This window comes from Enterocloster lavalensis (assembly GCF_046603895.1).
Taxonomy (GTDB): domain Bacteria; phylum Bacillota; class Clostridia; order Lachnospirales; family Lachnospiraceae; genus Enterocloster; species Enterocloster lavalensis.
Genome location: NZ_CP176637.1, coordinates 3,118,290 through 3,132,314, shown reverse-complemented (window position 1 = coordinate 3,132,314; position 14,025 = coordinate 3,118,290). Strand labels below are relative to the sequence as shown.

General features: G+C 51.0%; 10 protein-coding genes and 4 pseudogenes. 13 read left to right on the top strand and 1 reads right to left on the bottom strand.

Annotated features, from left to right (window positions below):
- Entirely contained in the window at nt 1–216 is a 216-nt protein-coding gene (locus ACK2JC_RS14000; RefSeq protein WP_002570996.1) for a transposon-transfer assisting family protein, read from the top strand.
- 96 nt (nt 217–312) lie between these two features.
- Here the strand turns inward: ACK2JC_RS14000 and ACK2JC_RS13995 are convergent, their stop codons facing one another.
- Nucleotides 313–1,083, bottom strand: a complete 771-nt coding sequence (locus ACK2JC_RS13995; protein ID WP_368271133.1) for a hypothetical protein — start codon at nt 1,081–1,083, stop codon at nt 313–315.
- Here ACK2JC_RS13995 and ACK2JC_RS13990 point away from each other — a divergent pair.
- The 12 genes and pseudogenes from ACK2JC_RS13990 to ACK2JC_RS13935 form a co-directional block, all read left to right on the top strand.
- Complete coding sequence (locus ACK2JC_RS13990) at nt 1,070–1,426, top strand: TnpV protein (protein WP_368271132.1); 357 nt, start codon at nt 1,070–1,072, stop codon at nt 1,424–1,426. The two genes, ACK2JC_RS13995 and ACK2JC_RS13990, sit on opposite strands and share 14 nt — an antisense overlap.
- 776 nt (nt 1,427–2,202) lie before the next feature.
- Nucleotides 2,203–2,748: pseudogene (locus tag ACK2JC_RS13985) on the top strand (hypothetical protein); the annotation flags it as partial.
- Nucleotides 2,749–2,931: 183 nt separating this feature from the next.
- Nucleotides 2,932–8,547: pseudogene (locus ACK2JC_RS13980) on the top strand (SNF2-related protein); the annotation flags it as partial.
- Between the two features lie 991 nt (nt 8,548–9,538).
- Nucleotides 9,539–10,345, top strand: coding sequence for a DUF3848 domain-containing protein (locus ACK2JC_RS13975; protein ID WP_368271130.1), 807 nt, complete (start codon nt 9,539–9,541; stop codon nt 10,343–10,345).
- Between the two features lie 2 nt (nt 10,346–10,347).
- Nucleotides 10,348–10,686, top strand: coding sequence for a plasmid mobilization protein (locus ACK2JC_RS13970; RefSeq protein WP_215629886.1), 339 nt, complete (start codon nt 10,348–10,350; stop codon nt 10,684–10,686).
- 150 nt (nt 10,687–10,836) lie between these two features.
- The gene (locus ACK2JC_RS13965) at nt 10,837–11,139 is read left to right on the top strand and encodes a hypothetical protein (RefSeq protein ID WP_368271129.1); all 303 of its coding nucleotides are present in this window, start codon (nt 10,837–10,839) and stop codon (nt 11,137–11,139) included.
- A complete protein-coding gene (locus ACK2JC_RS13960) occupies nt 11,136–11,435 on the top strand; it encodes a CD1845 family protein (RefSeq protein ID WP_368271128.1) in 300 nt (99 codons plus the stop codon). Before ACK2JC_RS13965 ends, ACK2JC_RS13960 begins: the two co-directional genes overlap by 4 nt.
- Nucleotides 11,436–11,556: 121 nt before the next feature.
- Nucleotides 11,557–12,153 carry a type IV toxin-antitoxin system AbiEi family antitoxin domain-containing protein gene (locus ACK2JC_RS13955; protein WP_226861343.1) on the top strand — a complete coding sequence of 199 codons (597 nt, stop codon included), beginning with the start codon at nt 11,557–11,559 and terminating at the stop codon, nt 12,151–12,153.
- Nucleotides 12,150–13,004: a nucleotidyl transferase AbiEii/AbiGii toxin family protein gene (locus ACK2JC_RS13950; protein WP_117502836.1), complete on the top strand. Its 855-nt coding sequence runs from the start codon at nt 12,150–12,152 to the stop codon at nt 13,002–13,004. The genes ACK2JC_RS13955 and ACK2JC_RS13950 overlap by 4 nt, the downstream gene beginning before the upstream one ends.
- On the top strand, nt 13,001–13,321 hold the full coding sequence (locus tag ACK2JC_RS13945; RefSeq protein WP_368271127.1) for a hypothetical protein: 321 nt from the start codon (nt 13,001–13,003) through the stop codon (nt 13,319–13,321). The genes ACK2JC_RS13950 and ACK2JC_RS13945 overlap by 4 nt, the downstream gene beginning before the upstream one ends.
- A gap of 59 nt (nt 13,322–13,380) precedes the next feature.
- Nucleotides 13,381–13,749: pseudogene (locus tag ACK2JC_RS13940) on the top strand (relaxase/mobilization nuclease domain-containing protein); the annotation flags it as partial.
- Nucleotides 13,748–13,864 (top strand): annotated as a pseudogene (locus ACK2JC_RS13935) (CD1845 family protein); the annotation flags it as partial. The pseudogenes ACK2JC_RS13940 and ACK2JC_RS13935, both read left to right, overlap by 2 nt.
- Between the last annotated feature and the right edge of the window lie 161 nt (nt 13,865–14,025).

The window sequence follows — 14,025 nt, the reverse complement described above, 5'->3', positions numbered from 1 at the left end:
ATGGGAAACTTTACTTTTGAGGAAATGAACCTGATGTGCATTTACAATACCGGCAGCCGCACCGGATTGATTGACAGCCTGCGTGAGATGCGCGGCGAGCTTTCGCCGGAGGAAACGGAACTGAGGGAGCTGACCGACAGCGCCCTTACGAAGCTCTGTGCGATGACCGATGAGGACTTTGCCCAGCTGGAGCTGTACCCGGATTTTGACCAGTAAACACCATAACCGCAGGGATGGGGTGGCAATTTGCCACCCCACCTCTTTACCCCAAAACCGAAAGGAGGACAGAACACCATGCCAACCAAAGCTGAACTATATGCACAGATGGCGGACAAGGTGGCAACACAGCTCACGGGGAGCTGGCAGGAATGGGCGGGGTTTCTCACCACTGCTTCCCGCCTTTACAAGTACCCGTTCCATGAACAGCTGATGATCTACGCCCAGCGACCGGACGCCACCGCCTGTGCAGAGTACGATTTGTGGAATGAAAAGATGGGCCGATATGTAAGGCGCGGTTCCAAGGGAATCGCTCTGGTGGACGATTCCGGGGACAGGCCCCGCCTGCGCTATGTCTTTGATATTTCCGACACCGGAACCCGTGAACATTCCCGCACACCCTGGCTGTGGCAGCTGGAGGAGCGCCATCTGGATTCCGTGCAGGCCATGCTGGAGCGCACCTACGATGTTTCCGGTGATGACCTTGCCGGACAGCTCACTGAGGTAGCCGGAAAACTGGCTGAGGAATACTGGACGGAGCATCAGCAGGACTTCTTCTATATCGTTGACGGTTCCTTTTTGGAGGAATATGATGAGTATAACATCGGAGTGCAGTTTAAGGCAGCCGCCACCGTCAGCATCACTTACGCATTGATGTCCCGCTGCGGACTGGAGCCGGAACGCTACTTTGACCACGAAGATTTCATGGCGATCTTTGATTTCAACACCCCGTCCACCATCGGGGCGCTGGGAACAGCGGTCAGCCAGATCAACCAGCAGGTGCTGCGGCAGATCGGCGTCACCGTCCGAAATGCAGAGCGCGAAGCCACCCAAGAAGAAAGGAGCAAGCAAGATGAACAATCCCATGACCTACATCCAGAACGGAGACTATCTGATTCCCGACCTGAAGCTGAGCCAGCAGCCGGAGAAACCCCTGGGCAAGTACGGAAGGATGAGGAAAACCTACCTGAAGGAACACCGTCCCATCCTCTACAACCAGATGTTGCTGAGCGAGAAGCTGTACCCGCACCTTCTGGAGATCGACGAGACCGCCCAGAACAGACTGGAGCAGATGATGCCCCATCTGGCGAAGGAAGCGGGAGCCACCGAGGAACTGAAAGCCAGCGATCCCATGAAGTGGGTGGGGCTGATGAACACCTGCAAAGCACAGGCAGAGGAGATCCTGATGGCGGAGCTTATCAACAGCTGACCCTAAACCTGTTCCTCTCCGAAGCGGAACAGATCCAATCCATAGATGAAGCAGAGAATGTAGCGCATACATCCTCTGCTTTTTCTTTTGCCCAAAATGATATTGACCATGTGCTGCGTTTGGGCGGCAATACAGACCGCCAGAGGGAGCGTGTGGTTGCAGCCTTTGAAAAGCAGAAAACCACCGCTGAGATTGCCGAGATACTGAAAACGCTGTACCACGGCGGCAACGGCCTTGGCAGCGTGAGCGCATGGTATGCCGAGGATGGTATCCATCTTTCCCACGGGAAGTCTGTCCGTTATGACAGGTCTGCCCAGGTCATTTCCTGGGAGAGCGCCGCAGAGCGTATCGGGGAGCTTTTGGAGAGCGGCCAGTTTGCCTCCAATGTGGAGCTTGCAGAAGCGGCAGGCTATGAACGCTCCCTCCTTGCCACAAAGTTCTGGAACCTATATCACGATCTCAGTGAGGACGCCAGAGAAGCCGGATATTTGTCCTGCCTGTCAGAGATCAAAGGCAATGGGTTCCCGGAGGAGACCCACCGCCTGACGGAGCAGCTGAGTGACCCGGCTTTCCGCCAGACTCTCAAGGAAGAATACGCTGCTTTCTGGACCGCCTATCAGCAGGACCGTGACCTGTTGCGTTTTCACTATCATAGGCCAAGGGAGATCTGGGAGAACCTGAAAGACCTTGACCTGCCACGCAGGACTTTTACTTCTGACCTTTCCCAAGTGCCAACTGTCCAGCACTTCATTACCGAGGATGAGATCGACGCCGCCATGACCGGCGGCAGTAGTTTTGCCGGAGGAAAAGGCCGTATCTATGCGTTCTTCATGGAAAACCATACGGATAAGGAAAAAGTGAGATTCCTCAAAGACGAGTATGGCATTGGCGGACGCTCTCATGCCCTGCCTGGCGCAACACACAGCGGCGAAGATCACGACGGAAAAGGACTGCACTATAAAAAGCAGGACTGCCCAGATGTTCACTTGAACTGGGAAAATGTTGCCAAGCGTATTACCTCTCTTGTTCAGAAAGGCCGCTATCTTACCGAACAGGAACAGGCGCAGTATGACAAAATCCAGGCTGAAAAGGAACTGGCAGAAGAAGATGCTATCCAAGCCCAGCAGCCGGATTCTGCCGTGTGGGAATATAACGGTGTCAAGGAGCGCCACCCGGATGATATGGTTCTGTATCAGATGGGCGATTTCTTTGAGCTGTACGGTGAGGATGCCAAAGAAGCTGCTGCGGAACTGAACATAAATCTCACTACCCGTGCAATTCCGAGCGGTGGCCGTGTGGAAATGTGTGGATTTCCGGCAAATCAGTTGGAGCAGATAGTGGAACAGCTGCGTGATAAACATGATGTGACCATTTCTGCTGTACCGGAGGGCAGCAAGGAGCGTCAGGAATATTCCATGCCCTCTATCAACCATGAAGCGGAACAGCACATCAATGCTCAGGAAGCGGAGTTTGGTGCAGACGGGAACAGAGTATTCCGGGATACAGAAGCAACCGCAGCCCCTACGATTCGGGAACTGTACGAGCAATATAAGCCTGTGGTATCTGCCGCCATTTCCGAGGATGCCGCATACCGTAATGCCTGCGGTCATTCTGACCGTGAAAATGCTGTCATCGAGGGCAATGCCGCTGTGCGCCGTGCGATCCTTGGTTCTAAGGATATGGAGCTGATCCGCCTTTATTCTGATATACCGGAGTTCCGCCAGCGTCTGCACCGGGAAGTGATCGACGAAACCTATCCAAAGCTCCATGAACTTCTGCGCCCTCTTTCTCAGGAAGATATTGATACTGCCCTTTGTGCATGGAACGGCAATATTGAGAGTAAACACGCTGTTGTCCGCTATATGAAAGACCATGCAAGAGAGAAAGATACCGCTGCATGGCTGGCTCAGGAATACGGCGGCAGTAACAGCAACAGCCTGTTCATTACTCGTGCCGGCAGCCCGGAAGAAACGCAGCTGCCCTGGCCGAAGGTACAGCGCCGGATTGCCCAGCTCATTCAGGAGGACCGATTCTATACCGAAGAAGAACAGGACCGTTTTGACAACATCGACCCCATCGCCATTCGGGAAGCCCTGGAGGAAAGAGGAATCGTCAACGGACAGGTGGCAGACCCGGAAAAACTGGACAATGACCCGTTTATCCAGCGGGTGATGTCGGATGTAGAGCAAATTCCGGCTGGGAGAGCGGAACAGTCTAGTATAGACAAAGAAGAACCCCGCTTCTATGTTGCCATGACCAGCGATGCGTTTCCCGATTCCCAAGATGCGTATGCGATTTGGGATAAGACCAAGGACAACTATTACGCCGATGAAAATGGAACTGTACGAACATTCCCCGATGAAGCCGCTGCGGAAGAATTTCTCTATGGATTGTTGATTGAACATGGCATTATGGAGCAGAAAAGGATGGGAGAATCCCACCAACCGATCACAGAAGAAACTGTCGTCTATAACCCATCTGAGCCTACCTATCATGTAGGCGATACGGTCTATTTGGATGATACGGCGTTTCACATTACTGGAATATCAGATCGGCAGGTACAACTTCTTGATCCTGCGCTAAGCTATCCCATTTATCGTGTTGAGAGCCGAGAGTATTTCGAGCGGTTTCTGAATCGAGATTCCCGTAATCGCGCATTCACTGATTTTTTGTCTGCTGATTTGGAAAAAGCAGATGCTGACCTGAAAGAAGTGCTGATTGCAGAGGGTGGTCTGCTTTCACAGGAGGACAAACAGATCCTTGTTTCACGGTTTAACGCTGGTGAGAGCAATACCCAAATTGCCGAGCTGTTATCAGAAATAGCGTCTGACCGTGCAGAGACAATGGAGCTTGAGACAGGTGAAATGACAGATTACTACTCGTCAGATTATGGACTGGAGATCAATGTTCTTGATGATAATATGAACGGAAAGGCCGCCATATATTTCGTATGGGAAGAAGTTGCCTCCGTTCTTCGAGCTATGTTCCAACAGGAACTTTTGGGTACAGTTCAAGAGATAGAGGAGCCGGAGCCACCAGCCCCTGTGACAGAGCCGGAGAAAACCTTTGAGGAAGTGCTGGACGAACACCCGGTTTCCATTCAGGTCAACGGCCAGTGGCAGACCTTCCCCAATGCCAAAGCTGCCGAAGAAGCCTCCTATGAGGAATACAAGGCTAACCTGCGTCGTAATGCACAGAACTTCCGTATTACCGATGAGCATTTGGGTGAAGGCGGTCCGAAAGCCAAGTTCCAGGCAAATATCAATGCCATTCGTTTGCTGAAAGAGCTGGAAGCTACCGGACAGCAGGCAACGCCGGAACAGCAGGAAGTCCTATCCCGCTATGTGGGCTGGGGCGGTCTTGCCGACGCCTTTGACCCGGAAAAACCGGCATGGGCTTCCGAGTATGCCCAGCTGAAAGAGCTGCTGACTCCGGAGGAATATGCCGCCGCCAGAAGCTCCACCCTCAACGCCCACTACACCAGCCCTACGGTCATTCAGGCCATCTATGAAGCGGTGGGCCGTATGGGGTTTGAGACCGGAAATATTCTGGAGCCGTCTATGGGTGTGGGCAATTTCTTCGGTATGCTGCCGGAGGAAATGCGAAACAGCCGTCTGTACGGCGTGGAGCTGGACCCTGTTTCCGGGCGCATCGCAAAGCAGCTCTATCCCAAGGCGGACATCACAGTAGGCGGCTTTGAGACCACCGACAGGCGTGACTTCTTTGACCTTGCCATCGGCAATGTACCTTTCGGTCAGTATCAGGTCAATGACAAAGCCTACAACAAGCTGAATTTCAGTATTCATAACTACTTTTTCGCCAAAGCACTCGACCAGGTGCGTCCCGGCGGCGTGGTAGCTTTTGTAACCTCCCGCTATACCATGGACGCCAAGGATTCCACCGTGCGCCGCTATCTTGCCCAGCGTGCCGAGCTGCTGGGAGCTATCCGTCTGCCTAATGACGCGTTCAAAAAGAATGCCGGTGCCGAGGTGGTATCGGACATCATCTTCCTCCAAAAGCGGGACCGCCCGCTGGACATCGTGCCGGAATGGACTCAGACCGGACAGATGGAGGACGGGTTTGCCATCAACCGGTATTTTATCGACCACCCGGAAATGGTACTGGGCAGACAGGAACCAGTAAGCACCGCTCATGGTATGGACTACACCGTGAACCCTATCGAGGGACTGGAGCTTTCCGACCAGCTGCATGATGCGGTGAAGTATATTCATGGCACTTATCAGGAGGCAGAGCTGCCAGAGCTGGGCGAAGGCGAAGCCATTGACACCTCCATTCCTGCTGACCCCAATGTGAAGAACTATTCCTATGCCATTGTAGACGGGCAGGTGTACTACCGGGAAAACAGCCGTATGGTGCGCCCTGACCTCAACGCCACCGCAGAAGCCCGCGTGAAAGGTCTTGTGGGACTGCGTGATTGTGTGCAGGAACTGATCGACCTTCAGATGGATGCAGCGGTTCCGGACAGCACCATTCGGGAGAAGCAGGCGGAACTGAACAGCCTCTATGACAGCTTTTCTGCCAAATACGGTCTCATCAATGACCGTGCAAACCGTCTGGCCTATGCAGATGATTCTTCCTATTACCTGCTATGTGCGCTGGAAGTCATCGACGAGGACGGAAAGCTGGAGCGCAAGGCGGATATGTTCACCAAACGGACCATCAAGCCCCATCAGGCGGTGGCTGTGGTGGATACGGCAAGTGAAGCACTGGCGGTGTCTATCTCGGAAAAAGCCTGCGTGGATATGAGCTATATGAGCCAGCTTACCGGAAAAACAAAAGAAGAACTGGCCGGAGAACTGCAAGGCGTGATCTTCCGTGTACCGGGACAGTTGGAGAAAGACGGCACACCCCATTATGTGACTGCTGATGAATACCTTTCCGGCAATGTACGCCGCAAACTGCGTCAGGCGCAACGGGCGGCACAGCAGGACCCGGTTTATGCAGTCAATGTGGAAGCTCTTACCGCCGCCCAGCCCAAAGACCTGGATGCGTCGGAGATCGAGGTGCGTCTGGGCGCTACCTGGATCGACAAAGAGTACATCCAGCAGTTTATGTACGAGACCTTCAACACCCCGTTTTATCTCCAGCGCAGTATCGAGGTCAACTATTCGTCCTTTACCGCTGAATGGCAGATCAAGGGGAAATCTTCCGTATCCTACAACGATGTGGCAGCCTACACCACCTACGGAACCAGCCGTGCCAATGCCTACAAGATTTTGGAGGACAGCCTGAACCTGCGAGATGTCCGTATCTATGACACCATAGAGGACGCAGACGGAAAAGAGCGCCGCGTGCTGAACGCCAAGGAGACCACCCTGGCTGCCCAAAAACAGCAGGCGATCCGGGAAGCCTTTAGGGACTGGATCTGGAGAGACCCGGAGCGCCGCCAGACTTTGGTGCGCCAGTACAACGAAGAAATGAACTCTACCCGTCCCCGTGAGTATGATGGCAGCCATATCACTTTTGGCGGCATGAACCCAGCCATTACCCTGCGGGAACACCAGAAAAGCGCCATTGCCCATGTGCTGTATGGCGGGAACACTCTGCTGGCACATGAAGTGGGTGCAGGCAAAACTTTTGAGATGGTGGCCGCTGCTATGGAAGCCAAACGCCTGGGCTTGTGCCAGAAATCTCTCTTTGTGGTTCCAAACCACCTGACCGAGCAGTGGGCGTCGGAGTTTCTGCGCCTCTATCCTTCCGCCAACATCTTAGTCACAACCAAAAAGGACTTTGAGACCCATAACCGAAAGAAGTTCTGCGCCCGTATTGCGACCGGTGACTACGACGCCATCATCATGGGACACAGCCAGTTTGAGCGTATCCCCATCAGCCGGGAGCGTCAGGAACGGCTTCTCTATGAACAGATCGACGAGATCACCGAGGGCATCGCAGAGGTGCAGGCCAGCGGCGGCGAGCGTTTTACCGTCAAGCAGCTGGAGCGTACCAGAAAGTCTCTGGAAGCCAGACTGGAAAAGCTGCAAGCTGAGGGGCGAAAAGACGATGTGGTAACCTTCGAGCAGCTGGGTGTGGACCGTTTGTTTGTGGACGAGGCCCACAACTATAAAAACCTGTTTCTATACACAAAAATGAGGAATGTGGCAGGGTTATCCACATCGGATGCGCAGAAATCTTCCGATATGTTTGCCAAGTGCCGCTATATGGATGAGATCACCGGAAACCGTGGCGTGATTTTTGCCACCGGCACCCCGGTTAGCAACTCCATGACTGAGCTTTACACCATGCAGCGTTACCTTCAGTATGAACGCCTGCAAGAGCTGAACATGACCCACTTCGACTGCTGGGCTTCCCGATTTGGGGAGACCGTCACAGCATTGGAGCTGGCACCGGAAGGCACTGGCTACCGGGCAAGAACGAGATTCAGCAAGTTCTTTAATCTGCCGGAGCTGATGAACCTGTTCAAAGAAGTAGCCGACATTAAGACTGCCGACCAGCTGAATCTGCCTACCCCGGAAGTGGAATACCACAACATCGTGGCGCAGCCTACCGAACATCAGCAGGAAATGGTCAAGGCTCTTTCGGAGCGCGCATCGCTGGTACACAGCGGAACCGTTGACCCGTCTCAGGACAATATGCTCAAGATTACCTCGGATGGCCGCAAGCTGGGGCTGGACCAGAGGATCGTCAACCAGATGCTGCCGGACGAACCCGGAACAAAGGTCAATCAGTGCGTAGAGAACATCATGCAGATCTGGCGGGATGGCGAAGCTGACAAGCTGACCCAGCTGGTGTTCTGCGACATTTCTACACCGCAGGCAAAAGCTCCTGCAAGCAAGGCGGCGAAAACGCTGGATAATCCACTGCTTCACGCACTGGAAGGCGCTGTGCCTCTGCCGGAGCAGGAACCGGCCTTTACGGTATATGACGATATTCGTCAGAAACTCATTGCCCAGGGGATGCCTGCCGACCAGATCGCTTTTATCCATGAAGCTAACACCGAAGTGCGGAAAAAGGAGCTGTTCTCTAAAGTCCGTACCGGTCAGGTGCGTGTGCTTATGGGCAGCACCGCCAAGATGGGCGCAGGCACCAATGTGCAGGATCGTCTGGTGGCACTTCATGACCTGGACTGTCCGTGGAGACCGGGAGACCTTGCCCAGAGAAAGGGCCGTATCGAGCGACAGGGCAACCAGAATCCTCTTGTCCATGTGTACCGCTATGTTACCGAAGGAACCTTTGACGCATACCTCTGGCAGACGGTGGAGAATAAGCAGAAATTCATCAGCCAGATCATGACTTCTAAATCGCCGGTGCGCTCCTGCGATGATGTGGATGAAACAGCCCTCAGTTTTGCCGAGATCAAGGCTCTGTGTGCCGGAGACCCCCGTATCAAAGAGCGTATGGATTTGGATGTGGAGGTATCCCGCCTGAAGCTGATGAAAGCCGACCACCAGAGCAAACAATATCGTCTGGAGGACCAGCTGCTCAAATATTTCCCGGAGGAGATTGAAAAGCACAAGGGATTTATCAAGGGCTTTGAATCTGACCTGGAGGTTTTGGCAACTCACCCACACCCGGAGGACGGCTTTGCCGGTATGGAGATTCGTGGAGACCTGCTGACCGATAAGGAGAACGCCGGTGCTGCCCTTTTGGATGCCTGCAAGGAGGTCAAAACCTCCGATCCGGTGCAGATCGGCAACTACCGGGGCTATGCCATGTCCGTGGAATTTTCCGCTTGGAAACAGGAATATACGCTCCTGCTGAAAGGACAGATGACCCACAGGGCAACCCTTGGTACAGACCCTCGCGGAAATCTTACCCGTATCGACAATGCCCTCGCCCAGATGCCGCAGCGTCTGGAGGCGGCAAAGGCCCAGCTGGATAACCTCTATCAGCAGCAGGCTGCCGCAAAGGAGGAAGTTGGAAAGCCATTCCTTTATGAAGAAGAACTGAGAAGCAAAAACGCCCGTCTGGTGGAGCTGGATACCCTGCTCAACATAGACGGAAAGGGACAGGCACACGCTGAGGCTGTTGTTGCCAAAAGCGCACGGCCTTCGGTGCTGGATCATCTGAAACGCCCGGTGCCGCCCCGCAGTACCGACAAGAAACCAAAACAGCATGAGGAGGTGCGATAACATGAATACCAACGATCTGAATACAGCTCTTTATGAAAAGATGGCTGCTGAGCAGGATAAATACAGGGACTGGCTGAAAAGCCAGCCCCCGGAAGAAATCCTGCACCACACCTATGAGTACACCATCCGTGAGGACATCGTGATGGCGATGGAGGAACTGGAGCTGACCGACGCCCAGGCCAAGGCGCTTTTGGAATCTCCCTCGCCGCTGGCGGATGTGTACCGCTATTTTGAAAAGCTGGAGACCGGCTATATGGATGTGATCCGGGACAGCATTGAAAGCCGAGCCAATGAGGTATGCAGAGAACCAGAAGAACTTAATCCTATGGTAGTTTATCTTCATTCTGCTTCATACGCGACTAAGCATGGAGAAACAGACGCATATTGGCTGTCTGATCAGGCGAATTTTTCCTGTAAAGTTGCCATTGAGCAGGCGATCAGCGCCCACTACGGAGACAACCGACTGGATACCGCTTCTGCGGTGCAGGAGGTCATGGAGAAATTCGGACCGGAGCGAATGAACTTTATTCTCGCCAATACCATTCAGCATAAGGATGCAGATGGGCGGATCTCCCGTGACAACAAAGCATGGGCAAAGACCATTCCTATGCCGGAGGACAAAGAATCGTTTCGCCGCAATGCTTATCTGGTAGTGGACCAGGTCAATCCGGGACTTGTAGACCTGTTTGCAAGACAGGCTCGAAAGACCGTCCAGGAGAAAGAAAAAGGCTCTGTCCTGCAAAAGCTTAAGCAGGAACTGCCTGCCCATAAGCCTGCCGCCCCGAAGAAACAGGGACCGGAGAGATAACTATGGCAAAGCGTAAGAGGGATATGCAATTAAACTTTAGAGTTTCATCGGAGGAGCTTGCTGTGATTGAGCAAAAAATGTCTCAGCTTGGAACCTCAAACCGTGAAGCCTATCTAAGAAAAATGGCACTGGATGGGTATGTGGTCAAGCTGGAACTGCCGGAATTAAAAGAGCTGGTCTCTCTGATGCGCCGAAGCAGCAACAATTTGAATCAGCTGACCCGTAAAGTGCATGAGACAGGGCGGGTTTATGATGCTGACTTGGAGGATATATCCCAGCGGCAGGAACAACTGTGGGAGGGTGTGAAGGAAATCCTTACCCAGCTTTCTAAACTTTCATAATAGGGATAGATACTCCATTTGCGGAGGGAGGAACGGCGTTTCTTCGCCGCACCTCCCTCCGCTTTTTCTTTTTGCCGGTATCCTTGTCTTTTGCCTGTCCGTACTGGATAATAAGAGTAGAATAGAAGTGTAGCAAAGGAGTGAAAACAGATGCTGACCTTTGAAAAAGTGCTGGAGATTTTTGCGGACTACCTAACCGCAGACGAGACCATCGAAGTTTATATCAGCCATCATGGATGTGTAAGGGTTGAATTTGACCAAGACTTTCACTATTGCACCGGCGAGGTGTGCCATACTCCCAAGGAGCTGTTCGACCTCTTAGCCGATGATTACCGGACTTATCTGGAGATTGAACTGACCAAAGGCAAACGGGAAGTGACGGAAGATGATGAGAGAGAAGCGGATGCCCTGTGCAAACGGCATCTGGAGGGTTGGAAGGAGGAACTGGAATGAAGATTTTGAAATGCCTGCTGATGATCGTAACTGCACCGGTCATTTTGGTGCTGACACTTTTTGTCTGGCTCTGCACGGGGCTGATCTACATATCCGGTCTGGTGCTTGGGTTGTTCAGCATGGTGATTGCTCTGCTTGGCGTGGCTGTGCTTATTACCTATTCCCCGCAGAATGGTGTAATTTTGCTGGTTATGGCATTTTTGATTAGCCCGATGGGGGTGCCGCTGGCTGCGATCTGGCTGCTGGGCAAGGTGCAGAGTTTGAAATTTGCCATTCAGGATTGGGTTTATGGATAAAAAATACGCAAAGCCACAAAATGCCAAACACCGTCTGTTAAATTTGGGAAGAGGAACTATATATCCACGACTTTACTTTTAAACTAATATCGCGTATAATATTAGTGCGAAAGGAAGTGATATGATGGGACAATTTGAACAGCTGGATCAGATGCTAACAGCACAAGAAGGAATGCTACGAACATCACAGGTCGTATCTTCTGGAATTTCAAAGCCGGTATTTTATGATTATGTGCGTTCACGAGATTTGGATAGAGTCGCACATGGGATTTATCTGTCCAAAGATTCCTGGGTGGATGCCATGTATCTGCTTCATTTGCGATTTGAACAAGCAGTATTTTCACATGAAACAGCTTTATTTTTTCACGATCTGACAGACCGTGAGCCAATAGAATATACAGTTACGGTCAAAACTGGATGCAATCCAAGCAAAATGAAAGCAGAAGGCATTCAAGTTTTTACGATTAAAGCAGACTTACATGATGTAGGACTTACAACAGCGAAAACTCCGTTCGGGCATACTGTGCCGGTTTATGATATGGAGCGAACGATCTGTGATTTGCTCAGAAGCCGCAGCAGAATTGAAATTCAGACCTTTCAGGGAGCGCTAAAATCTTATGCCCGTAGAAAAGATAAGAACCTGCGTGCTTTAATGCAATATGCTGGGATGTTCAAGGTGGAAAAAATTTTACGACAGTATTTGGAGGTACTTTTATGATAAAAACAGCAAGGCAGCTTAAAGATTTAATACGAAACCTTTCCAGAGAAAAATCCGCAGATGCTCAGATTTTAATGAGGAACTACATGATGGAGCGTTTTTTGGAGCGTATTTCTCTTTCTGAATATCGTGATAAGTTTATCTTGAAGGGTGGTATGTTGGTAGCAGCTATGGTTGGATTGGATGCTCGTTCTACGATGGATTTGGATGCAACCATAAAAGGAGCCAATGTCAATGTGGAGGATATTGAGAATCTAATTTCATCAATCGTAACTGTTCCGATTGATGATGGTGTTAAATTTCAGCTAAAAAGTATTTCGGAGATTATGGATGAAGCAGAGTATCCAGGTATTCGTGTCAGCATGAGTACAACATTCGATGGTGTAGTGACCCCTTTGAAAATTGATATTTCTACGGGAGATGCAATTACTCCAAGAGAGGTCCGGTATTCATTCAAACTTATGTTGGAAGATCGCTCCATTGATATTTGGGCTTATAATTTAGAAACTGTGCTGGCAGAAAAACTGGAAACCATTATTACCAGAGCCACAACCAATACCCGCATGAGAGATTTCTACGATATTTACATTTTAGAACAGCTGCATGGAACTACGCTGAACCCGAAAATTTTACATGATGCGCTTCTGGCAACTGCTCATAAACGGGGATCGGAGAAGTATCTTAACCAGGCTGAAGAAGTTTTTGACGAAGTGGAAAATGATTCAGTTATGCAAAAACTTTGGGAGGCATACCGCAAAAAGTTTTCTTATGCTTCTGATTTGGAATGGGATGTGATTATGAAAGCAATTCGCAGGTTATATGTTCTTTGCGAGAAGGGCATCAGCTTATGAAAAAGCATGGACACTATTGTAAAATTTGTGGCGAATACAAAGCCAACGAAAAATTTTCAGGCAAAGGTCATGCAGCCCACATTTGTAAATCCTGTGCTTCGCTACCATCAGAAAAGCAGGCTGAACTGATGACACTGAATCGTCTTTTGAATCTTCCATGGGGGCTATCGAAAGAGCAATTGTCCTGGCTGAAAAATCGACTAAAAGATAGGCGGCCTAATGTCCGTGCATTGGCGCAAGAGCAATATGAAATGAGATTTCCACCAAGGCACTTAGAAGATGATGAGTTCAATTTTTCGATGAAGAAAGTTTTATAGAATAGCGAAAGCGGTCTGCTACGGCAGGCCGCTTTCTTTTCGGAAAGGAGGTCTGACCTATGGCAACCACAAAAATCATGCCGCTTCATGTCGGCAAGGGCCGCACAGAAAGTCGGGCGATCAGTGACATCATCGACTATGTGGCCAATTCAAAGAAAACAGATAATGGCAGACTCATTACCGGCTATGCTTGTGATAGCAGGACTGCGGATGCAGTGTTTCTTCTGGCAAAGAGGCAGTATATTGCCGCTACCGGGCGAGTAGGAGGTGCGGATGATGTGATTGCCTATCATGCGTGCCAGTCTTTCCGCCCCGGCAAAATCACCCCGGAAGAAGCAAACAGGCTGGGCGTAGAATTTGCCAAGCGTTTTACCAAGGGAAATCATGCCTTTGTGGTCTGTACTCACATAGACAAGTCGCACATTCATTTTGCTGGTTATGGCATTTTTGATTAGCCCTATGGGATTGCCGCTGGCTGCAATCGGGCTGCTGGGCAAGGTGCAGAGTTTGAAATTTGCCATTCAGGATCGGGTGTATGGATAAAGAAACGGGATGTTTGACATCTTGTTTCTGTAAAATCGGAAGTGAAACTACAATATTTTCGGAAGTAAAACGAAAATAAAGTCGGAAGTAAAACTTTAATATTTTCGGAAGTCAAACGGCAATATTATCGGAAGTCAAAAAGGTTAAAAGAACGCGGTCTG